The 22,850-nt window shown below is 71.5% G+C and carries 17 protein-coding genes; 5 read left to right on the top strand and 12 right to left on the bottom strand.

Annotated features, from left to right (window positions below):
- Positions 1-32: 32 nt before the first annotated feature.
- The 9 genes from P8A18_RS01345 to P8A18_RS01385 form a co-directional block, all read right to left on the bottom strand.
- Positions 33-905, bottom strand: coding sequence for a substrate-binding domain-containing protein (locus P8A18_RS01345; protein ID WP_306050937.1), 873 nt, complete (start codon positions 903-905; stop codon positions 33-35).
- A gap of 97 nt (positions 906-1,002) precedes the next feature.
- Positions 1,003-1,629, bottom strand: coding sequence for a GNAT family N-acetyltransferase (locus P8A18_RS01350; protein ID WP_306050938.1), 627 nt, complete (start codon positions 1,627-1,629; stop codon positions 1,003-1,005).
- Positions 1,630-1,727: 98 nt separating this feature from the next.
- Positions 1,728-2,054 carry a cupin domain-containing protein gene (locus P8A18_RS01355; RefSeq protein WP_018551027.1) on the bottom strand — a complete coding sequence of 109 codons (327 nt, stop codon included), beginning with the start codon at positions 2,052-2,054 and terminating at the stop codon, positions 1,728-1,730.
- Between the two features lie 103 nt (positions 2,055-2,157).
- Positions 2,158-3,783, bottom strand: coding sequence for a glycoside hydrolase family 13 protein (locus P8A18_RS01360; RefSeq protein WP_306050940.1), 1,626 nt, complete (start codon positions 3,781-3,783; stop codon positions 2,158-2,160).
- A 121-nt stretch (positions 3,784-3,904) separates the two neighbouring features.
- Positions 3,905-4,864, bottom strand: coding sequence for a carbohydrate ABC transporter permease (locus P8A18_RS01365; protein ID WP_018551025.1), 960 nt, complete (start codon positions 4,862-4,864; stop codon positions 3,905-3,907).
- Between the two features lie 14 nt (positions 4,865-4,878).
- A complete protein-coding gene (locus tag P8A18_RS01370; protein WP_306050942.1) occupies positions 4,879-5,838 on the bottom strand; it encodes a carbohydrate ABC transporter permease in 960 nt (319 codons plus the stop codon).
- A gap of 93 nt (positions 5,839-5,931) precedes the next feature.
- Positions 5,932-7,356: an extracellular solute-binding protein gene (locus tag P8A18_RS01375; protein WP_306050944.1), complete on the bottom strand. Its 1,425-nt coding sequence runs from the start codon at positions 7,354-7,356 to the stop codon at positions 5,932-5,934.
- Positions 7,357-7,570: 214 nt separating this feature from the next.
- On the bottom strand, positions 7,571-11,851 hold the full coding sequence (locus tag P8A18_RS01380; RefSeq protein ID WP_306050946.1) for a galactose-binding domain-containing protein: 4,281 nt from the start codon (positions 11,849-11,851) through the stop codon (positions 7,571-7,573).
- A 438-nt stretch (positions 11,852-12,289) separates the two neighbouring features.
- Positions 12,290-12,781 (bottom strand): GNAT family N-acetyltransferase, encoded by a 492-nt coding sequence (locus P8A18_RS01385; RefSeq protein ID WP_306050948.1) that lies wholly within the window; start codon positions 12,779-12,781, stop codon positions 12,290-12,292.
- A 158-nt stretch (positions 12,782-12,939) separates the two neighbouring features.
- Here P8A18_RS01385 and P8A18_RS01390 point away from each other — a divergent pair, with 158 nt between their 5' ends.
- Both P8A18_RS01390 and pgm read left to right on the top strand, forming a co-directional pair.
- Positions 12,940-13,674 carry a 4'-phosphopantetheinyl transferase family protein gene (locus tag P8A18_RS01390; RefSeq protein WP_306050950.1) on the top strand — a complete coding sequence of 245 codons (735 nt, stop codon included), beginning with the start codon at positions 12,940-12,942 and terminating at the stop codon, positions 13,672-13,674.
- Positions 13,675-13,720: 46 nt separating this feature from the next.
- A complete protein-coding gene (gene pgm / locus P8A18_RS01395) occupies positions 13,721-15,361 on the top strand; it encodes a phosphoglucomutase (alpha-D-glucose-1,6-bisphosphate-dependent) (RefSeq protein WP_306050952.1) in 1,641 nt (546 codons plus the stop codon).
- 48 nt (positions 15,362-15,409) lie between these two features.
- Here pgm and P8A18_RS01400 read toward each other — a convergent pair whose 3' ends face one another.
- A complete protein-coding gene (locus tag P8A18_RS01400) occupies positions 15,410-17,299 on the bottom strand; it encodes a rhamnogalacturonan lyase (protein ID WP_306050953.1) in 1,890 nt (629 codons plus the stop codon).
- Between the two features lie 204 nt (positions 17,300-17,503).
- Between P8A18_RS01400 and P8A18_RS01405 the strand changes: the two genes are divergently transcribed.
- Complete coding sequence (locus tag P8A18_RS01405) at positions 17,504-19,579, top strand: SpoIIE family protein phosphatase (protein WP_306050955.1); 2,076 nt, start codon at positions 17,504-17,506, stop codon at positions 19,577-19,579.
- Positions 19,580-19,689: 110 nt separating this feature from the next.
- Here P8A18_RS01405 and P8A18_RS01410 read toward each other — a convergent pair whose 3' ends face one another.
- Together P8A18_RS01410 and P8A18_RS01415 are read right to left on the bottom strand one after the other, a co-directional pair.
- Positions 19,690-20,328: a DUF6629 family protein gene (locus P8A18_RS01410; RefSeq protein ID WP_306050957.1), complete on the bottom strand. Its 639-nt coding sequence runs from the start codon at positions 20,326-20,328 to the stop codon at positions 19,690-19,692.
- An 85-nt stretch (positions 20,329-20,413) separates the two neighbouring features.
- Complete coding sequence (locus P8A18_RS01415; protein ID WP_306050959.1) at positions 20,414-20,713, bottom strand: DUF1876 domain-containing protein; 300 nt, start codon at positions 20,711-20,713, stop codon at positions 20,414-20,416.
- A gap of 248 nt (positions 20,714-20,961) precedes the next feature.
- Between P8A18_RS01415 and P8A18_RS01420 the strand changes: the two genes are divergently transcribed.
- Together P8A18_RS01420 and P8A18_RS01425 are read left to right on the top strand one after the other, a co-directional pair.
- Complete coding sequence (locus P8A18_RS01420) at positions 20,962-21,795, top strand: PP2C family protein-serine/threonine phosphatase (protein ID WP_306050961.1); 834 nt, start codon at positions 20,962-20,964, stop codon at positions 21,793-21,795.
- A gap of 59 nt (positions 21,796-21,854) precedes the next feature.
- On the top strand, positions 21,855-22,850 hold the full coding sequence (locus P8A18_RS01425; protein WP_306050963.1) for an MASE1 domain-containing protein: 996 nt from the start codon (positions 21,855-21,857) through the stop codon (positions 22,848-22,850).

A 22,850-nucleotide genomic window follows, 5' to 3' on the forward strand; every position in this document is an offset into this window, starting at 1 on the left:
CGAATGTGTCCGCCGGCGGGCGGCCGGTGTCCTCAGTTCTCCAGGGCGTCGGCCACGAGCTCCAGGAACCTGGCGTGGGCATGGGCGCTGCACACCGGTTCCGGGTTCCACGGCACCACCCGGGCCGCGCCCGCGACGGCCGTCCAGCCGGCGTTGGACCGAAGCTCGTCCAGCGGCGTGGCGTTGGACCGGATGTCGGCGAGGACGACGGCGGGGCGCAGGCCGGCGGCCTCGGTGTAGGCGGTCGTGGACCAGTTGGCACCGGGCCCTTCGGCGGGCTCCACGAGGTTGACGCCCAGTTCGCTCAGCACCCGCAGCTCGGGCCACATGCGGGGGCGGGCCAGGTGCGCCTGTTCCTGGCCCGCCGGTGACAGAGCGAGGACCGTCGGCCCGTCACCTCCCGCGTTGAGCGCGCGCAGCCGGTTCCTGGCGGCGTCCAGCTCCCGGGTCGCCGCCGCGGGCTCCTCGGCGCCGAGCGAGCGGGCCAGTTGGGCGAAGCGCTCACCGATCTCGGCGAGGGTGCGCGCCTGGCCGACGTCGATGACGACGACGGGGACGTGGCCCTCCAGGTGTTTGGCGGTCTCCGGGTCAAGGCCGTAGACCTGGCCGCCGCCGTAGCTGACGGCGACCACGAGGTCCGGCGCGCCGCGCAGCAGCGCGTCCACGTCCAGGGTGGGGCCCGCCCCGGCGTACGCGATCTCGTCCAGGGGGAGCGAGCCGGTCTTCGCCGCGTCGGGCGCGGCGGGGTCGTCGTGGCCGGAGCCGAACAGGCCGGCCGGCCGTATCCCGTGGTCCCACAGGGTCGCGCCTGCCTGGATGTAGGCGAGCACCCGCTGCGGGCGCTCGTCGCGGGCCGCCAACTGCCCGCGGTCGTCGGTGAACTGCCACCCGGTCCGTTCCCTCACGTCACACGCCTCCCAGCCGGAACGCCGCCCGGCGGCGGCGGTCAACGAGTACCTGCCCAGCGAATCCCGGCGGCACCCTCCGGAGTGACGAAAGGTCCTACAGATCCGCCTTGGTGCCCCGTACCAGGTAGGTGACGGGCCCGGGGTCGGGGACGTGGATCTCGCTGAAGCCGAGCCGGTCGTAGAAGGCCCTGGCCGGGGTGTTGGCGGTGAGCATGGACAGATGGACGCCCGCGACCCCTCTCGTGTTCAGGGCCGCGAGGAAGGTGCGCATCAGGTCCCTGCCGTACCCCTTGCGCTGCCAGTCGGGCAGCAGGTCGATGTGCAGGTGGGCGGGGTGGGCGGCGAGTTCGGGCAGGACCATCCGCTCGGGGTCGTGCAGGAGGGAGGCCATCTCGTCGGTGGGGCTGCGCGGCGGGCCTTCGGGGCGCGGATAGCGGTCCTCCACCCGGGGCAGCCACCGCTCGCGGAACTGCTTCACGAAGCGCGGTGTGTCGGCGGTGCCGAGGATGTATCCGACCGCGCGGCCGGTGCCGTCGTCGAGGACGAAGGTGAGGTCGGGCTCCAGGACTGCGTAGGGCGTGGCGAAGATCGACGGCACCAGTTCGGGGTCGGGGTACAGGTGCCGGACGTCGTCGCCGCCCGCGGCCGTGCGTATGCAGATGTCCGAGAGGGCGGCGCGGTCGCCGGGGTGGTAGGGCCGTGGGCCGGGGAGCTGGGTCACGGAGTCATCGTGCCGATTCTGAGAGCGCTCCCACAAGGGCCGGGCCGGATCTTCGCGGAGGATGTCACCGCGAAGAACCGGCCAGGGGCGGGGCGTTCTCAGGGATTGACGGCCGTCAGGAGGACGACGGCGTCCTCCAGGGCGAGCAGCCCGTGCCGCTCCTGCGGGATCGGGTGCAGGCGGCCGGGAGCCAGTTCCACGTCGCCGGACGCGGCGGTGAGCCGGACCGAGCCGCGCAGCACCTGGAGCGAGGCGGCGGGCGGGGCGTTGTGCTCGTCGAGCGCGGAGCCCGAGGTCAGCGCGATGACGGTCTGGCGCAGCGGGTCCTGGTGGAGCAGGAGGTGGGCGCTGCGGCCGTGCGGGGAGGTGCGGGCGGCGGCCAGGTGCTCGGCGGCGAGGGCGTTCAGATCGTTGGGAGCGTCCATATGCCCACTGTGCCGCAGCCCCGGCCCGGCCGCGAACCTGCGGCCCGGTCACGGTCGCGCTCCCACGCGTCCGCGACCGGGCCGGGGTGCGGCCGCGGCGGTGTCAGGCGCGCAGCCACACCGCCGTGTCCTGCGGGAGGCGTCCCGTCTCGTCCAGGGGGCCGCTGGCGAGCAGCAGCGCGCTGTGCGGGGGCAGGGCCGCGGCGTCGGCGGCCAGGTTGACGACGCACAGGAGTCCGTCGGTACGGGCGAAGGCGAGCACGCCGGGCGCGGCGTCCAGCCAGGTCAGCCGCTGGATGCCGGGCTCCCCTCCGGTCCCGAAGCCGGGTTCGGCACGCCGCAGCCGCAGGGCCTCGCGGTAGAGGCCGAGCATCGAGTCCGGGTCCGTGTTCTGCACGTCCGCGGCGTACCCGGACCAGCCGTCCGGCTGCGGGAGCCAGGGGTCCGTGGTGGCCCCGAATCCGGCGTACGGTTCGCCGGCCGCCCAGGGCAGCGGGACGCGGCAGCCGTCCCGGCCCGGGTCGGTGCCGTTCTTGCGGAAGTGCATCGGGTCCTGGATGCGGTCCAGCGGGATGTCGGCCTCCGGCAGCCCGAGTTCCTCGCCCTGGTAGAGGTAGGCCGCGCCGGGCAGGGCCAGCGAGAGGAGGGCCGCGGCGCGGGCCCGGCGAGTGCCGAGAGCCAGGTCGGTGGGCGTGCCGAAGGTCTTGGCCGCGAAGTCGAACCCGGTCTCCGCGCGGCCGTAGCGGGTGACGGTCCGGGTCACGTCGTGGTTGCACAGCACCCAGGTGGCGGGCGCGCCGACCGAGGCGTGCTCGGCGAGGGTGTCGTCGATGGCGGTCCGGAGCAGCCCGGCCTCCCAGGGGCAGGCCAGGAAGTTGAAGTTGAAGGCGGTGTGCAGTTCGTCGGGGCGCAGGTAGCGGGCGAACCGCTCGGTGTCGGGGAGCCAGACCTCGCCGACGAAGACCCCGCCGTACTCGTCGGCTATGGCGCGCCAGGAGCGGTAGATGTCGTGCAGTTCGTCCCGGTCCACGAAGGGGTGCGGGTCGGTGCCGATGACGAAGTCGGGCAGCGCGGGGTCCTTGGCGAGCAGGGCGGCGGAGTCGATGCGCACGCCGGCGACGCCGCGTTCGAACCAGAAGCGCAGCACGTCCTCGTGCTCCTGGCGGACGGCGGGGTGGGCCCAGTTGAGGTCGGGCTGCTGGGTGGCGAAGAGGTGGAGGTACCACTCGCCGTCCTCCAGCCTGGTCCAGGGGGTGCCGCCGAATTCGGAGACCCAGTCGTTGGGGGGGATCTCACCGTTCGCGCCGCGTCCCTTGCGGAAGTGGAAGAGGTCGCGCTCGGGGCTGCCGGAGCCGGCTTCGAGGGCGGCGCGGAACCAGGCGTGCTGGTCGGAGACGTGGTTGGGCACGATGTCAATGATGGTGCGGATGCCCAGTTCGCGGGCCTCGGCGATCAGTTTCTCGGCTTCGGCGAGGGTGCCGAAGGCGGGGTCGATCGTGCGGTAGTCGGCCACGTCGTAGCCGCCGTCGGCCAGGGGCGACAGGTACCAGGGGGTGAACCAGAGCGCGTCCACGCCCAGTTCCACGAGGTAGGGAAGCTTGGCCCGTACCCCCGCCAGGTCGCCGGTACCGTCGCCGTCGCCGTCGGCGAAGCTGCGTACGTAGATCTGGTAGATGGCGGCGTCGCGCCACCAGTGTGCGGTGGCCTCGGACGGACGGTTGGCTGCCACGTGGCGTTCCTTTCGGGCAGGTGGTACTCCGCCGCCGGCCCGGCAAGCGGGGCAGGATGGAAGGGCCGGCGGCGGAGTGCTGAGGGGGTGGCGGTCCGGGGGCGTGCCCCCGGGGCGGGGGTCAGCCCTTGAGGCCGCCCGCGGTCAGACCGCTCATGATGTTGCGCTGGAAGATCAGGAAGATGAGCAGCGTGGGGATCGAGGCGATGGTGAGTGCGGCGATGAGGACGTTCTCCGGTACACCGCTGGCCAGTGAGTAGATGCCCACGTTGAGCGTCTGCTTGTTCGGGTCGGGCAGGGTGAGCATCGGCCAGAGGAAGTCCTTCCACACGCCGACGACGGCGAAGATGGAGACGACTCCGAGGATCGGCCGGGAGATGGGCAGGACGATCGAGCGCAGGGTGCGCAGGGGTGAGGCGCCGTCCATGGCGGCGGCGTCGAGCAGTTCGCCGGGGATGGAGTCGAAGAACCGCTTCAGCAGGAAGATGTTGAAGGCGTTGGTGACCGACGGCAGCCAGATTGCCCAGGGCGAGTTGACGAGGTTCCGCTGGAAGACGGGCACGTCCAGGACCGTGAGGTACTGCGGGACGACGAGCACGGTGGCGGGGATCATCAGGGTGGCCAGCATCATGCCGAGGATGACCTTGCCGAACACCGGCCGCAGCTTGGAGAGCGAGTAGGCGGCCGCGACGTCGAAGATCAGCTGGAAGGCGAGCGCTCCGAAGGCGTAGTACAGGGTGTTGAAGAGCAGCCTGGACAGGTCCATCACGGTCCAGGCCTGCTTGTAGTTCTCGGTGTGGATGGAGCTGGGGAAGGCGGTGGGCGGGCTCTGCACCACTTCCTGGGTGGTCTTGAGGCCGCCGGTGACCATCCAGTACAGGGGGCCGAGGAAGACCACCGTGAACAGGACCATCACCAGGGCGAAGACGACCCAGTAGAAGACCTTGCCGCGGCGTCTGCCGAGCTGGGCCGGTGAGATCAGGGTGCGCTGCCGGCTGCGGTCGGCGGCGCCCTCGTTCCCGCGCCGGGCCGACTTGCGTGCGGTGCTCCCGCGCCGGGAGACCAGCGTGTTCGATGCCATGGTGTGCTCCCGTCCTAGTCTTCGCTGCTGCGGCTCAGTCGTACGTACACCGCGGAGAAGCCCGCGAGGACGACGAGCAGGACGAGGCCGAGTGCCGCCGCGCTGCCGTAGTTGTTGAAGTTGAAGGCGTACTGGTAGATGAGGTAGACGACGGTGGTGGTGGAGCCCTCGGGGCCGGCGCCGTTGGTGAGCAGGAAAGGTTCGGTGAAGACCTGCATCGTCGCGATGATCTGCATGAGCAGCAGCAGCGAGAGGATGAGGCGGGTCTGCGGGATGGTGACGTGCCAGATCTTGCGCAGCAGTCCCGCGCCGTCGAGCTCGGCCGCCTCGTACAGCTCGCCCGGGATGCCCTGGAGCGCGGCGAGGTAGATGAGCGTCGCGCCGCCCATGTTCATCCAGGTCGCCGCGATGACGACGGAGAGCATCGAGGTGGTGGTGTCCTGGAGCCATTGCTGTTCGGGCAGGTGGAAGATGGCCAGGATGCGGTTGAAGAGGCCGTAGCCGGGGTCGTAGAAGTACTTGAAGAGCAGGACCGAGGCGACCGGCGGCAGCATCACGGGGAGGTAGACCAGGAGCCGCAGGTAGCCCTGTCCGTGCCGGAACTCGTTGAGCACGACGGCGATGACGAACGGGACGAGGAAGCCGAGCAGCAGGGCGAGGACGGTGAACAGGAGGGTGTTGCGCCAGGCCTGCCAGAACGCCGGGTCGTTGAAGACGTACGTCAGGTTGGACCAGCCGGCCCAGGTGGTTTTGCCGTCCTCGTTCTTCTGGAAGGCCAGGATGAATTCCCGGACCATCGGATACCAGGAGAAGAGCGAGAAGCAGAGCACCGCTCCGATGAGGAAGCCGTGGGCTGAGATGTTGCGGCGCACGGCGCGCAGGAACTCCTCGCGGGCGGAGTCCCGGCGTGCGGGGCCTGAATGTCCTGGGCGAGGCCTGGTCGCCTTGCGGGGGGACAGGGTAGGGGCCGACATGGTGTCTCCTCGGTGCCGGTGAACGTCGAGCGCGGTACGCGCACGGGGTTCGGATGCGGGGCCGGGTCCGCGTGACCCGGCCCCGCGCGTCCGTTACTGGTTCGCCAGAACCTGGTTGACCTGCTTCTCGGCGGTGGACAGCAGCTTGTCGACGTCCGCGTTCTTGTTGGTCAGGACGCCGGACATGGCGTTGTCGAGGATCTTGTAGATCTCCTGCGCCTTCGGCGGCTCGGCCTTGCCGGGGACGGGGTTGTCCATGAAGGCCTTGAAGTTCTCGACGGGCATCGTCGCGTTCTCGGCGCGTGCGGCGTCGTCCTTGGTCTTGCTCTCACCGAGGAAGAAGTTCGGCTGCGGGAGGCCGACGGGGAGCTTGTCGGCCTTGGTGCGGGCCCAGTCGAACTGGCCCTTGCCGGGGGTGAGGTTCTTGAAGTTGAGCCAGGCGATGGCGGCCTTGATCTGGTCGGGCGAGCTGCCCTTCTTGATCAGGTAGTTGTTGCCGCCGAAGAGGGTTCCCTCGGCGCCGGGGATCGGGCCCAGGCCGAAGGTCTCGTACTCGGCACCGAGCTGCTGCACCATGTAGGCGATGTCGTCGGGCGCGGCGAGGAACATGCCGAGCTTGTCGCTGGCTATCTGCTTCTGGAGGTCGCCCCACTTCAGCAGCTGGGTCTTGCCCATGCTGTCGTCCTCCCAGCGCATGTCGTGCAGCTGCTGGAGGACCTGCTTGCCGTTGGCGTCGTTGAAGGCCGCCTTCTTGCCGGAGGCGTCGACGACGTCCCCGCCGAGGCCGAACTGGGTCGCGGCGAAGTGCCACCCGCCGTTGTTGCCGGCGCTGTACTCGCCGTAGCCGGAGATGCCCTTGCCCAGGCCCGCGATCTTCTTGGCGGCGGTGCGGACCTCCTCCCAGGTGGCCGGCGGCTTGTTCGGGTCGAGACCGGCCTCGGTGAAGAGCTTCCGGTTGATCATCAGGCCCATGGTGTAGTTGCTGGTCGGCAGGCCGTAGAGCTTGCCGTCCTTGCGGGCCACGTCGACGACCTGGGTCTGGATGTCCTTCAGCGCGGGCACCGTCTTGTCGGTGACGTACGCGGAGATGTCCTCGGCCCCGTCGTTGTCCAGGACCTGCTGGAGGTCACTGAAGTACGCGTAGAAGACGTCGGGCTGCGACTTCCCCTTCAGCATGGCGGTGAAGCGGGGCGGCTCGTTGCACTGGCCCGGGGTCGACTTCCCGTTGATCGTGACGTTCGGGTACTTCTCGTTGAACGTCTTGATGTCCTCGTTCCACTCACGCAGCTCCGCGGCCTTGGCCGCCGGCGGCATGCAGTCGATCGAGATCGTCACCTTCGTCTTCGGGTCCAGCGGAGCCGAAGGGTCGGACGACCCCTTGGACGAGCTGCTCGAATCGTCGTCCTTGCTGCTGCTCGTGCCGCAGGAGGCGAGCGAGGTCAGGGCAAGTGCGGTGACAAGGGCAGCCGCGGAGGCACGGCTGATACGGCGTGTGCGGCGCAACCCAGCACTTCTCATCGATGATCCCCTTTGGGCATGAGCGTGGATGGCCCTCGGCCGACTGACTGCCGGGGCGAGGCACACTCAACCAGCGTCGACATGTGAACGCAATATCTCGCGCAGTTTTCGTAAAAGTTTGACAGTGCTCCGCACGCGGCATGCGGGATTCGGCGTGCGCGCAGCACGGAGCGCCGTCCGGCATGCCGGACGGCGCCCCTGTATGCGGTGCTTGTTACGGGTTGATGTTGATCTTCATGGTGGACGTCGTGTTCTTCACGTCCTGGGCGTTGCCGCTGAGCTTGAGCCCGTTGAAGGTGACCTCACCGACGGCGGGCCCCTGGCCGGCCTCCGGCATCTCGTTGGCCCACAGTCCGAAGCCGGACTTGGCGTCGAAGGCGTCACCGCTCTTGCGGGCGCCGGAGATGGAGATGTCGGTCAGGATCGTGTCCTTGATCGGGAACTGCGGCTGACCCCCCACGTAGTTGGTCTGGAACATGATGCCGCTGTACGTCGGGTCGACGATGTCGACGTGGTTGATGCGGATGCCCTGGAAGACCTTGGAGGCGGAGAACAGCCAGATGCCGGGGAAGGTCTGCGTACCCCAGAAATGACCGCCCGAGCGGACCACGGAGACGTTCTCGACCGTCGTCGGACCGGTCCCGAAGCCGTTCATCGGGTAGCCGAAGTCCAGCGAGCTGACCGTGATCCCGGAGTAGACCAGGGTGTCCTCGATGCGGATGTTGCGGAAGGTGTTGTCGTAGCCGCCGTAGACGGCGAGACCGGCCGCGCGCCAGGTCAGGAGCGAGGTGAGGTTCTCGTAGACGTTGTTCTTCATGTCCGAGCCGCCGGAGTCGATCGCCGAGAACAGCGCGAAACTGTCGTCCCCGGTGGCCCGCGACTCGATGTTGACGACGTGGTTGTCGGTCGAGCCGTTGGTCATGTTGATGCCGTCGGCGAACGTGTCCCGGATGCGGGAGTTCTTGATGGTGATGCTGTCGGTGTTGGCGCCCCAGTAGAGGCACACCGTGTGCTCGTTCCAGATGTTGTCGATCACCATGTCGGAGACGTTGGAGAAGTCGAACACCTTGCCCGGTCCGTCGATGCGCGAGGTGTAGTTGCCGAAGTACGCGAAGTTCGCGAACGTCGAGCCGTTGGCGCTGGCCTCGGCCCGGAAGCCGATGTCGGTGTTCTCCTGGGCCGAGGGCGCGTGGAACCTGGTGTACCAGGGCCCCGCCCCGATGATCCGGACGGCCTTGCCGTAGACCTGGAACTTGCTGGCGGTCTCGTAGTCACCGGCCGGCAGGTAGACGCCCACCAGCTTGCCCGTGGTGTCCATCCGCACCTTGTCCAGGGCGTTCTGGACGTCCTGGTGGGTGAAGCCGGCGGGAACGGCGTAGGCGGCCGGGTCCGGGTTGGCGGTCTGGGTGGCCTGCTCCAGGCTGATGAAGTCGATCGCGTAGGTGCTGGTGTTCGCCGCGTCCTTCTGGAGCCGGATCTTGCTGCCTGCCGGGACGGTCGTGCCCAGCAGCACGTTCGCCTCGTCGTAGATGTGCCGCGGCGAGCCCGCGCCCGGGGAGTTGCCTGGGCCGGTCTCGGCGCCGTACAGCCACGCGTACTTCGAGGTGAGGTCGATCGCCTTGAGGAACGTGCCGTCGACGTAGATGTTCAGCTTGGAGTCGATGCCGCCGCCGCCCGCGGAGTCCGGGATGGAGTAGCGGGCCACCAGGCTGTTGGTGCTGGCCCTCGTGGTGAACTCGACGTAGTTGCCGGTGTCGTTGAGCGTGACGGCCTTGCGGCCCGACGCCTCGCCCGCGAGGTCGCCGACGGTCCTGTTCGGTCCGACGACCTTCGCGCCGCCGCCGGTGACCGCGTCCTCCGCCTCGTAGGTGTCGTACGGCATGTCGGCACCGCGCCCGACGAAGAACGAGCTGCTCGCGGTGTTGTTCCCGCGCTTGACCGGAAGCTCGTTGGCGTCGTCCGCGATCACCGTCTTCACGGTGTACGAGCCGTTGGCCGCCGTCCACGAGCCCAGGTTCACCGGGGCGGTCGTGGCACCCGCGGCTATCGCGCCGCTGTAGCTGCCGGTGAGGGTCTTCACCGTGGCGCCCTTGGAGTCGAGCAGGGTCAGGGTGACGGCGTGGCTGCCCGAGGCGGACGCGACCGTGCCCTGGTTCCTGATGGCCGCGGAGAAGGTGACGTTGTCGCCCTCGGCCGGGGCGGACGGCGAGGTGGTGACCGCCGAGAGCACCAGGTCGGAGCTGTCGACCGGCTTGACGACCAGCCCGGCCGCGCTGGTGTAGGTGTTGTCGGTCTCATTCTGCTCGATGATCTCGTTGTCCGGGTCGGCCACGGCGCTGAGGGTGTACGTCCCCGCGTCGAGCGCCCCGATGTCCGCGCTCACCTGCGTAGAGGCCCCGGCGGCGAGCGCGCCCACGGAGGCGGTGGCCACCTTGGAGTCGCCGAGCCGGAATTCGAGCTTGCCCGCCGGAGCGGCGACGGCGCCGCTGTTGCGCACCGTCGCGGTGAGCTTCACCGGGTCCGACTCGACCGGCGCGGACGGGTCCGCGGTCAGGGCGCTGACCTGGAGGTTCGGGTTGGGGGCCGGGGCGCCCAGGACCTGGAACTCCGCGACCTGTCCGGCGGACGAGCCGGTGTTGGAGGTGAACTTCAGCTGGACGTCGGCGACCCGGGCGTCGACCGGAATGGTCACCGTGTTGCCGCTGCCGGGGCTGAAGGCGTAGTCCTTGGCGGCGACCAGGCCGGTGAAGGACGAGGCGCTCTGCTCACGGCCGAGCACCTGGATGTTCTGCGTCCTGGCGCCCCAGCTGCTGTCCGGGTTGAGCTTGACGACGACGCTCTGGGTGTCGGCGTTGGCGCCCAGCTTGACCGTGAGGGTGTTGGGGTAGCTGCCGCCCGCGCCCTCCCAGTAGGTGGAGAGCTGGTTGTCGTTGGCGTTCTCCGCGACGAACATGTGGACCACGGAGGAGGCGGCGATGGGCTTGCCGACGGCGAGGTCGGAGGCGGCGCCGGTGCTGCCGTTGCGGGTGACGGTGTTGCTGTCGCCCGAGACGTTGCCCGCCGCGTCCTTGGCCCGGACGAAGTACGACACGGTGGTGCCTGCGGGCTGGGTGTCGGTGTAGGTGGTGACATCGCCCGCGACGCTCTCGCGCAGCACGTTGTTGGCGTAGATGTCGTAGCCGGTGACGGCCTTGTTGTCGCTGGAGGCCTGCCAGACCAGCTTGATCTGCCCGGAGGCCGGCTCGGTGAAGCTCAGGTTCGCCGGTGCGGTGGGCGCCTGGGTGTCGCCGGTCCCCCCGCTGCGGGTGACGGTGTTGCTGTTGCCCGAGACGTTGCCCGCCGCGTCCTTGGCCCGGACGTAGTAGGACACGGTGGTGCCGGCCGGGCGGGTGTCGGTGTACGTGGTGACGTCACCGGCCACGCTGGTCAGCAGGGTGTTGTCGGCGTAGATGTCGTAGCCGGTGACGGCGGTGTCGTCCGTCGAGGCCTTCCAGGTCAGCCGGATCTGTCCGGTGGCCGGTTCGGTGTACGCCAGCTGGGCCGGCGCGCTCGGTGCCTGGGTGTCACCGGACTCGGGGCCGTAGATCTCCAGCTCGGAGACCTGGGCGCCGGGCTGGACGCTGTTGGCGCTGACCAGGACGCGCACATAGCGGGTGGTGGTGGCGTCGAAGGTGATCGTCGCCTTCTCACCGGCCGTGGGGCTGAAGGTGTACGCCTGGGCCTGGGTCAGGTCGGTGAAGTCCGTGCCGTTGGCGCTGCCCTGGATCTTCAGCGTCTGGCTGCGGGTCTCCCAGCCGTCCGGCAGGCGCAGCACCACGCGGTCGACCCGTACGGACGAGCCGAGATCGGCCTGGATCCACTGCGGCAGTTCGTTGTTGCGGCTCTCCCAGTAGCTGGCCGGGTTGCCGTCGTTGGCGTGGGCGGCGACGTACGTCTCGGTGTAGCTGCTGGCCGTGAGCGTGCGCCCGGCGGCGAGGTTCACCGAGGACTCCGCCGCCGCCCGGACCTCCAGCTCGGCGAGCTGGCCGTTCTTGGACGCGGTGTTCGCGGTGATGTCGGCCCGTACGAACCGGGCCTGGGCGGCCGGGAAGCTGATGGTGACCTTGTTGGAGCTGCCCGGGGCGAAGGTGTAGGCGGCCGAGGTCTTCAGCGTGGCGAAGCTGGTGCCGTCGACGCTGCCCTGGAGGGAGAGCGTCTGGCGGCGGGTCGCCCAGTCGGCGGGCAGCTTCAGCGTGACCTGGTCGATGCGGGTGACCTTGCCCAGGTCGCTCTGCACCCACTGGGGCAGGGACTTCCCCGACCCCTCCCAGTAGGTCGACTGCTGCCCGTCGGCGATGTTCCCGGCGGACTTCCCGCTGCTCGCGGCCGCGCGCTGGCCGGCGGCGATGTTCGGGCCGCCGGCGGCCGAGGCGTTCAACGCCGGCCAGGCGACCATCATCAGGCTGGTGGAGACGGTCGCGGAAAGGACCCGCCATCTCCATCGTCGCGTTCTCATGTGTCCCCGATCTGCTGCCTCGGCGCAGGGGGCCGAGGCGCGGCTCAGACTGCGAACCCGCCAGTACACGAATTCCTGCACCGACAGGATGACCTTTTGCGTTTTGCGGTCAGAGAGTTGCAGAGAATTGACGGGGAGTCCACCGTTCCGGCAGAAGAAGGCGGCCCGGAGTACCCTCATCTCCTCCACCAACACGCCTAAGAACCAGGGCATTTGACGAAACATCGCCCACGCAAGCCGCACGGCTCGGTTTGCGCAAGGAATGTGCGTACCCGCGCAAGCCGCTGAAAGGTGCCAGTTGGGAGGGGTGATCGCTCTCGCGGCGGGCGCCCGGCATGTGGGGGCCGGGCACGGCGAAGGGCGGGGCCCCTGACCGCGGGCCCCGCCCCTGACCGTTGCGCCTGTGCTCCGTGCGCGTTCCGGCTCCGCCGGAAGGGCTCACCCGGAGCGACGCCACCGGTAGCGCACGTCCGGCTCCTTCTCCTCGTTGCGGCTGCCGTCGTCGAAGGCCACGGCGGTGAACCCGTGGCGCTCGTAGAAGGCCCGAGCGCCGGTGTTGCGCTGGAAGGTGTAGAGGGTCAGCTCGTCGCGGCCACCGCGCTTGGCCGCGTCCAGCAGGAGCGAGCCGATGCCGCGGCGTCGCAGCCCGGGGGCGATGTAGAGCTGCTCCAGCTCCGTCCCGTCGAGCGCGGCGAAGCCGGCCGGCTCCGCCGCTCCCCCGCCCTCCGGGGACGCCGGGAACTCCGCCACCAGCACCTCGGCGCCGGGCAGCAGCACATGGGTCATCCAGGCAAGGGTCGCCTCGTCGCTGTGGACCCGGGCCAGATACGGCATGGCGGCGGCGCGGGAGGCGAGCATGAGGCGGGTGAGGGGGACCGCGTCCTCCACGCGGGCCTCCCGCAGCTGGACCGGGTGACTCTCCGTCGGCATGCGTCGTTCTCCTGTCCGAAGGGCCGCGCCCCGGGGCGCGGCCGCACGGTGGTCGAACATATGTCGGGCCCAGTCCTGATCTCCATAGGATAAGAGCGCCCCTCCGACGTCGTGGCCCGCTCACGGCGCCCGCCCCCTGCCGAGGAATCGACGTAACGGTGTACCAGCCCCACGAGTTCACACTGACCGAGGACGGCTACCGGGGACCTGCCCCGTCCTGGCGGCCCGGCGGCCTCTCCCTCTGGCTCGTGGACACGGACCGGTCCGCCGGGGCCGTCCGCCGGCTGGCACCCGGCGTCCTGGACGACTCGGAACTCGCCCGGGTGGAGAAGCTGGCCTTCCCGCCCGACCGCGACTGCTACCGGGCCGCCCATGTGGCACTGCGGATGCTCCTCGGCGCACTGCAGGGGGTCGCCCCCAGGGCCGTACGGCTGACGCGGGAGCCCTGCCCGACCTGCGACGGCCCGCACGGCAGGCCCGCGACCGGCGGCGGGGTGCACTTCTCGCTCTCGCACACCCGGGGCACCGCCCTGCTGGCCTTCGCCGGTACGCCGGTCGGGGTGGACGTCGAACACGTCCCCGAGGCCCGGATCGTGGCCGAGATCTCCGGGCAGCTGCATCCGGCCGAGGCCGAGGAGCTGGCCGCGCTGCCGGAGGCGGAGAGGCCCGCCGCGTTCGCCCGGGTGTGGACCCGCAAGGAGGCGTACCTGAAGGGTCAGGGCGTCGGCCTGGCGGGCGGTCTGCACCGCGAGCACGTCGGCACGGGACCGCGCCCCCTGGGCCCGCCGGGCTGGGACGTGACCGATGTCGCCGTCCCCGCCGGATACGCGGCGGCGGTGGCCGTCGGCACGGCGGGGCGGGCACCCGCCCACGGCCACGACCGGCGAAAATGACCGCACGGGCAGATCGCACCGACCGACCGATACGGAGGAGTGGCAGATGCCGCACGCACGAGCCGGACAGCAGGCGCGCCCCGAGGACCTGACCGATGTGGCACGGCTGGTGACGGCGTACTACGCGCTGCACCCCGATCCGGCCGAGCCGGGCCAGCGGGTGGCGTTCGGCACCTCCGGGCATCGCGGCTCGTCCACGGCCACCGCCTTCAACGAGGACCACATCGCGGCGACGAGCCAGGCCATCAGCGAGTACCGGGCCCGGCAGGGCACCGACGGCCCGCTGTTCCTGGGCGCCGACACCCACGCCCTGTCGGAACCCGCCCGGGTCACCGCCCTGGAGGTGTTCGCCGCCAACGACGTGAGCGTGCTCATCGACTCCGGGGACGGCTACACGCCCACGCCCGCGGTCTCGCACGCCATCCTCACGTACAACCGGGGCCACGCCTCGCGGCCGGCCGACGGGGTGGTGGTCACCCCGTCCCACAACCCGCCGGGCGACGGCGGCTTCAAGTACAACCCGCCGAGCGGCGGCCCGGCCGGGTCGGAGGCGACCGGCTGGATCCAGGACCGGGCGAACGAGATCATCGCCGGCGGCCTGGGGGACGTCCGCCGCGTCCCGTACACCCGGGCGCTGGCCGCCGCCACGACCGGCCGGTACGACTTCCTGGGCGGTTATGTGTCGGACCTGCCGTCCGTGCTCGACCTGGACGCGGTGCGCGAGGCCGGTGTACGGATCGGCGCCGACCCGCTCGGCGGGGCCTCGGTCGCCTACTGGGGCCGGATCGCCGAGCAGCACCGGCTCGACCTGACGGTGGTCAACCCGCTGACCGACCCCACCTGGCGGTTCATGACGCTGGACTGGGACGGAAAGATCCGGATGGACTGCTCCTCGCCGTACGCGATGGCCTCGCTCATCGGGCAGAGCGACCGCTTCCGGATCGCCACCGGCAACGACGCCGACGCCGACCGGCACGGCATCGTCACCCCGGACGCCGGGCTGATGAACCCGAACCACTACCTCGCCGTCGCCATCAACTACCTGTACGCGCACCGGGACCACTGGCCGTCGGGGGCGGGCGTCGGCAAGACCCTGGTGTCGTCCGGGATGATCGACCGGGTCGCCGCCGATCTCGGCCGGAAGCTGGTCGAAGTGCCGGTCGGCTTCAAGTGGTTCGTGGACGGGCTGGCCGACGGATCGCTGGGCTTCGGCGGCGAGGAGTCGGCCGGTGCCTCGTTCCTGCGCCGCGACGGCTCGGTGTGGACGACCGACAAGGACGGCATCCTGCTCGCCCTGCTCGCCTCCGAGATCCTCGCGGTCACCGGCGAGTCGCCGTCCCAGCACTACGCGGCACTGACCGCCCGGTTCGGCGAACCGGCCTACGCGCGGATCGACGCGCCCGCGGACCGCGAGCAGAAGGCGGTGCTGGCCCGCCTCTCCCCCGAGCAGGTCGGCGCCGACACCCTCGCCGGCGAGCCGGTCACCGCCGTGCTCACCTCGGCGCCGGGCAACGGGGCCCCGATCGGCGGGATCAAGGTGACCACGCAGAACGCCTGGTTCGCGGCCCGCCCCTCGGGCACCGAGGACGTCTACAAGATCTACGCGGAGTCCTTCAAGGGCGCCGAGCACCTGGGCCAGGTCCAGGAGGAGGCCGAGGCCGTGGTCTCGGCGGCGCTGAAGGCGTGACCCGTGGGCCCGTCCCCCGGTGCGGTGCGCCGGGGGACGGGCTCGCGGTCAGGGTGTGGAGACCGTGGGCCTCGGAGCGGTCCCCATGCCGCTCCCGATGAGGAAACCGGGGTGCGGCGGCTGGTTGTAGGCGGTGTTCTGCCAGGCCAGCGCGGTGCGGTAGGTGGTGTCGTGGAGCAGTGTGGTGATCTTCGTGCTGGTCTCGTACGGCGTGGAGTAGATCCGTAGCGCGGTGTTGTTCGTGGTCGCCCAGACCACTTCCTCGCGCCAGTCGCCCAGCAGGTCGCCGGAGATCACCGGGGTGGCCTTGGTGCCGTTGTTGGAGTGGACCGAAGCGCCGGTCAGCAGCCGGGTGTCGCCGGAGGTGCCGTACTTGTCGATATGGGTGCCGTCCAGCAGCTCCCTGGTCGTGTCGCCGTCCCACCAGACCAGGAAGTTGGTGCTGGAGGGCTTGCGGCTCGCGACGACGTTGCCCCGGGGGTCGCGTATCCCGTCGGCCGCCGACGACCAGGACTCGGCGCCCGGACTGCCCGCCCAGATGTCGCCGCTGACACCCCGGCCGTTGTCACCGCCCGCGGGCGTCGACCAGAGGATCCGGCCGGTCGCGGCGTCCGCCATCCACGACGAGGGCTTCGAGCCGTCCTCGTCCACCTTGAACTCCTCAAGACCCGGGCGCGCGGGGTCCAGATCGCCGACGTGCATGGCGTCGCCGTGGCCGTTGCCCGTGGTCCACAGGGCGCGGCCGTCGTCGTCCACGGCCATGGCGCCGTAGACGATCTCGTCCTTGCCGTCGCCGTCCACGTCCGCCACCGACAGCTGGTGGTTGCCCTGGCCGTCGTATCCGCGGCCGGTGTTGGTCGAGCTGTTGGTGTCGAAGGTCCAGCGCCGGGTGAAGGCCCCGTCGCGCCAGTCCCAGGCGGCGATCACCGTACGCGTGTAGTAGCCGCGGGCCATGATCAGGGACGGCCGGGAGCCGTCCAGGTAGGCGGTGCCGGCGAGGAAGCGGTCGACGCGGTTGCCGTAGCTGTCGCCCCACGAGGAGACGGTGCCGCGCGCGGGGACGTAGTCGACCGTGCCCATGGCCGCGCCCGTCAGGCCGTTGAACATCGTCAGGTACTCGGGGCCGGACAGGACGTAGCCGGAGGAGTTGCGGTGGTCGGCCGACGCGCTGCCGATGACCGTGCCCCTGCCGTCGGTGCTGCCGTCGGCGGTCTTCATCGCCACCTCGGCCCGGCCGTCGCCGTCGTAGTCGTACACCTGGAACTGCGTGTAGTGCGCGCCGGAGCGGATGTTGCGGCCCAGGTCGATCCGCCAGAGCCGGGTGCCGTCGAGCTTGACGCCGTCCACGACGGTGTTGCCCGTGTAGCCGGACTGGGAGTTGTCCTTGGCGTTGGTGGGCTGCCATTTCAGTACGAAGTCGAGGGCGCCGTCCCCGTCGAGGTCGCCGACGGAGGCGTCGTTGGCCTCGTAGGTGTAGGCGACGCCGTCGGGGGTCGTGCCGCCCGGGGGCGGGCTGATGGGCACGTCCTTGTAGCCGCCGCGGAACTGGACCGCGTGCACGGAGTCGCCCTGTTCGACGCCGCCGACGACCGCGCGCACGGTGTAGTCGGCCGAGTCGGGGGCGCCGGTGTGGAAGTAGTTCGTGGAGCCGGTGACGGGTGAGCCGTTGACCTTGGTGCCGGCGCGGTAGACGTTGAAGGCGACGGAGTCGGCGTCGGTGGCGAGCCAGCGCCAGCTGATCAGGTTGCCGCCTTCGGTGTGGACGCTGACGACCCCTCGGTCCAGCGCCTCGGCCTGACGTGCGGTGGCGGCCTGCGAGGTCTGGCCGGTGACGATCAGGGCCGTCGTGGCGAGCAGGCCCGCGGTGACGGCGCCGAGCAGGGTGCGGGTCCGGGTGGGACGGCGTCTGCGGATGGTTCGGGGATGACCGAGTGCCACGGTACGTGCCTTCCGGAGTGGGGACGGGTGGGCTACCTCTCAGTGGCCGCCGGTCCGGGAAAGGTTGCCGCCTCCCCCGCGTCCCCCGCGGCCGGCGCCTCACCCGTTCGGCGCTCCTCGGTGGCGGGCCGGGTCCGGGGTCCCGCAGGCTGTCCGTCAGAGCTGCCGCTCGGCAGGGGTGGCGGATCCCGTTGGGGGTGCGACGTGTCGGACACCGGTACAACGGCCTCTGGGCCGGACTCGGACGACGGCATGGCGGGGGCGCTCCTGGACACGCTCTTCAGCCAGTCCGCGGTCGGCCTGCACGTCCTGGACACGGACCTGCGGGTGGTGCGGGTCAACGCCCTGACGGAGGCGGCGAACCCCGAGCGGATCGTGGGCCTGCACTTCACCGAGGCGTACCACATGGACAATCCGGAGGCGTCCGAACGGATGCTGCGCCGGGTCCTGAAGACCGGAACACCCGTGCTCGACTACGTCGCCCAGGGGCGCCTCGCGCAGTCCTCCGGCCCCTCCCGCGTCCTGACGGTCACCCTGCACCGCCTGGACGCCTCCGACGGGCGGCCGATCGGGGTGCTGGCGGCCGTGGTCGACGTCGATGAACGGGAGAGGGCACACGTCCGGGCGGACGTGCTCGCGGCCGTGCGCCGGGGGGTGGGCCATTCCCTCGATGTGGCGGCGACCTGCGAGGGGCTCGTCGCGGCTCTGGTGCCCGACTTCGCCGATCTGGCCGTGGTCGAGGTGGTCGACGAGGTACTGCGCGGGGCCGATCCGCCGCTCGGCCCGCTGCGCCGGGACGTCCCGCTGCGCCGGGCCGCCGTGCGGGGGACGGGAACGAACCCGGACAGCGTGGTCGGCGAGTTGCGCCGGCTGCCCGAGGCCACCCCGTTCGCCCTCGCCGTCACCGATCTGCGGCCCCGGCTCGTCGAGCTGGGCCCGGACACCCCGTGGCTGGAAGCGGACCCGGCCACGCGGCGCAGGATCGAGGAGACCGGGGCGCATTCCCTGATCGTGGCCCCGCTGAAGCTGCACGGCGCCGTGCTCGGCCTGCTGAGCCTGTACCGGCACCAGGGCAATCCGTACGACGAGCGCGACCTCACCCTCGCGCTGACAGCGGCCGCCCACGCCGCGCTGAGCATCGAGAACGCGCTGCGCTACGCCCGCGAGCACGTGATCGCCTCGACCGTCCAGCGCCGGCTGCTCCCCCAGCACGACGGCGCCCGGGTCGCCATCGAGACCGCGCACGTCCTGCTGCCGGGACGCAACAGCGGCTGCTGGTTCGACACCATCGCGCTCTCCGGCGCGCGGACCGCGCTGATCATCGGCAACGTGGCCGGGCACGGGCTGCAGACCGCCATCACCATGGGCCAGTTGCGCACCGTCATCCACGCGCTGGCGGGGCTCGACCTGGAGCCCGACGAGGTGCTGGCCCGGCTCAACGACACGGCCGACCGGCTGGTGGAGGAGCGCAGGTCGCTGCCGCCCGGCGACTCGCTGCACCACCAGCCGCTGACGGCGACCTGCCTGTACGCGGTCTACGACCCGTTCACCCGGGTCTGCACGGTGGCACGGGCCGGACATCCCGCCCCGGTCGTCGTCGCACCCGACGGCCGGCCGCTCGCGCTCGACGTCCCGGAGGGGCCCGCGATCTTCTCCGAGGACAGCGCCCCCTTCGCGACCGGCTCGGTCCTGCTGGACGAGGGCAGTGTGCTGGCGTTCCTCACGGGGTCGCTGCTGGCCGGGGAGCGGTCGGTGGAGCGGGTCCACGACGCGCTGGCGTTCCCGGACCGCCCGCTGCGGGAACTGTGCGACGCCATCGTGTACAACCTGCCGGCCGGGCCCGATCCGGAGGGGGCGGCGCTGCTGCTCGCCCGGACCGGGGTGGTGCCGCCGGACCGGGTGGCGACCTGGGAGCTGGCCCACGACCGGACCACACCGGCCGTCGCCCGCACCCTGGTCAGGGACCGGCTGGAGGGCTGGGACCTGGACGAGGACACCATCGAGGCGACCGAACTGATCGTGAGCGAACTGATCACCAACGCCGTCCGCTACGGCACACCGCCGCTGCAACTGCGGGTCATGCTGGACCGCACCCTGACCTGCGAGGTCCACGACACCAGCCCGGTGGCCCCGCATCTGCGCCACGCGCGGACGGTCGACGAGGGCGGGCGCGGCCTGTTCATCGTCTCGCAGCTCGCCAACCACTGGGGCACCCGCTACAGCACCGACGGCAAGGCCCTGTGGACCGAGCAGGAGATCCCGGCGGACGAGGACGCCTGACGGCCCGGCACCGCCCGCGCCCCGCTCCGCGCGCCGCACGGCGCGGGCGGCAGCCGTACGGCGGGTCCTGACCGGGCCGTACCGGTCTCAGCCGCCGGGCCGTACCGGTCTCAGCCGCCCTCCGCCGGCCGCGGTCCGGCCGCTCGGGGCCGGCCGGACCAGCCGAGCAGGACCACCGAGCACACGGCGGCCAGCGCGCACCAGGTGGAGATGAACTCCAGCCGCCACAGCGCCGCGCACACCACCGCCCCGCCCGCGACGAGCACGCCGAGCAGGACCAGCCCGCGGTCGCCGGACAGGAGCAGGGAGCCGATGGTGGCCAGCAGGTAGCCCGCCACCAGCAGCGGCGGATGCGGCAGGTCCAGCGCGTAGCCGAGGGTGTGGCCGCGCACCTGCGCGGTCACCGTCCGGGTCGCCAGGGCGTACGCGAGGAACGCGCTCGTCGCCGCCCCGAACGCAAGGGGTACGGCGAGGCGCCGCCGCGCGTGGGCCGGGGCGGCGCACAGCACACCGAGCGGCACCCACAGCGGCAGCAGCGGCAGGGCGATGACCGCCCAGGCGACGGTGGCGGGGCCGCTGCCGCCGTCCGCGTGCCAGACCGCGGACTCGATGATCTGGTGCGCGCCGAGGAGCAGAGGCAGGGCCGCCAGCGGCAGGTCCCGGGCCCGTCGCGCACGCGCCACGCAGGCCACCCCGATCGCGGCCACCGCGCCACCGGCGACCAGGTCGGCGGTCGCGCTCCAGCACATGGGGCCACCCGGGGTCGTCTCCGCCGGCCGGCACCACGCCCGCCGTCTCCGCGTTCACGGTACGGGAACTCCCCGCCCACGTGGGTCAGGGCGAGGCGTCCGACCAGGCGTAGGGCGGCTGTGCGGGCTCGTCCGCGCGGCCGGCTCCGGCCTGGCCCAGCGCGCGGTCGGCCACGCTCATCAGCTGACCGGCGACGTCGTGCATCGCGCGGCTGGCCGCGACCTCGTCACCGATGGCGGGCACGTCCGGGTCCTGCGGGCTGCAACGGGCGATCCCCTGGCCGGTGAGTTTCGCCGACCCCGTGTCCAGCACCGCTTCCGCCCTGGTCGTCCCGTCCTGCTCGGACAGCTCGACACGCACCGTCCATTCCAGCGTGCGGTTCATCGCATACCTCCCGGCCCGCGCCGGCCGGCGGGCGCGGGCCGCCGCACGGGTCCACCTCCAGCATCCACCCAACCGGCCGCCGCTGCCCGCCCGCCGCCCCGGACTGCGCGCGGTCCCCCGCCGAAATAGGATGCGGACAGCGACGACCGCGACTGCCGGCCGCCCGTGCCGCCGGCCCCGGCCCGTCCGCACCCCGACGACGGCCTCGGGGTGCGGATCACTCATACCGAGCCCCTGGGGAGCGGCCCATGAACCGGCGGCATCCGTTCCGGTCGGCCAGCTCCGAGGAGCTGCTCACCACCCTCCAGGACCTCACCTCCCGGGCCCGCCGCGAGGTGGAGCTGCACCAGGCTCGGGTGGAGCTCGCGGAGGCGCTGCAACGCGAGATGCTGCCGCCCACCCTGCCCTCGCTGCCCGGTCTGCGCACCGCCGCCCGGTACACACCCGCGCGCAACGGTCTGGACATCGGTGGCGACTGGTACGACGGGTTCGTGCTCCCCGACGGTTCACTCGCCTTCGCGATCGGCGACGTACAGGGCCATGACGTCGAGGCGGCCGCCTTCATGGGCCAGATCCGCATCGCGATGCGCGCCCTCGCGGTGGCGGCGGCCGATCCCGGCGAGGTCGTGCGGCGCACCAACGACCTGCTGCTCGCGGCGGACTCCAGTCTGCTCGCCACCTGCACCTTCGTCCGTCTCGACCCGGGCACCCGGGAGTTGCAGAGCGCACGGGCCGGTCATGTGGCATCGGTGTGGGCCACCGCGGACGGCCGGGGCGGGGTCACCGACGACGAGGGCGGGCTGCCGCTGGGGGTCCAGCCCGGCGAGGAGTATCCGGTCACCACCCGCCGGCTCGCGTCGGACGGCGCCTTCGTGCTCCTGACCGACGGAGTGGTGGAGGGTCCGGCGTACCCCCTGGACGAGGGGCTGGACGAGGTGGTGGAGCTGGTGCGCGCCCGGGTGGGTGAGGACGCGGACGTGCTGGCCGACGCGGTCCTGGGCTCCGCCGAGCGCACCGGGCACGAGGACGACGCCGCGGTGCTCGTGCTGCGGCACGAGGCTGTCGCGGCCGCCCCGGGATAAGGGGTCGCCCGTGCGTGTCACACCGCCGTCCGCCACGGGGCCGGTGTCTCATGAGGACCGTGATCCGCAGTGAGAGGTCCCGCCGGTATGCCGTGGCGGCCCTGCGTGTCCTGGCGGTCGCGGCCGTCTACTACGGATCGGCCCGGGTGGGGCTGCTGCGGCAGGTGACCGTGCACGGTGCGATGGTCACGCCGCTGTGGCCGCCGACCGGCATCTCCCTGAGCTGCCTGCTCTGGCTGGGGCCGCGTATCTGGCCGGGGATCGCGCTCGGCGCGCTGCTCGTCGTCGGCGAACTCGGCGGGGCGGTGACGCCGTCCTCCGTCGCCGTCGTGGCGGGCAGCACGCTCGCACCGCTGTGCGCGTACCTGCTGCTGCGCCGGGCCGGCTTCCGCAAGGAGCTGGACCGGCTGCGCGACGGGGTGGTCCTGGTCTTTCTCGGGGCGATGGCCGGCATGGTGATCAGCCCCACGGCGGGGACCTCGATGCTCGTGGTGGACGGGAAGCTGCCCGCCGGCGACTTCTGGTCGGTCTGGGCCGCCTGGTGGGCCGGTGACGTCATGGGGGTGCTCGTGGTCACCCCCCTCCTGCTGGTGCTGTGCCGGGCGCGGATGCCGCGGCTCCCGGACCGCTGGGCGGAGGCCGGGGCGCTGGCGGTCGTCGCGGTCGTGGGGACGATGGTGGCCACCCACAGCACGCTGTCGATGCTCTACCTGGTGTTCCCGATCATCGTCTGGGCCGCCCTGCGCTTCCAGCTCGCGGGCAGTGCGCCCTGTGCCCTGCTGGTGTCCGTGCTGGCGATCGTGGCGGGGACGGACCGGGTCGGTCCGTTCGCGGGCCACACCATCGTGGAGGTCATGATCAACCTCACCGTTCTGAACGGGGCCGTCGCCCTCACCTCGCTCCTGCTGGCCGCGATCGTCGCGGAGCAGCGGCACATCAGGCTCCGGATCGAGCGCGCCTGCGAGGAGCTGGCCGAAGTGGTGGACCAGCTCGCGCCCGGCAGGTCGGCGGCTGCCTGGCCGTCCCGGGCGAAGGACGAGCGCGACCGCCGCTGA

The organism is Streptomyces sp. Mut1 (assembly GCF_030719295.1).
GTDB lineage: Bacteria > Actinomycetota > Actinomycetes > Streptomycetales > Streptomycetaceae > Streptomyces > Streptomyces castrisilvae.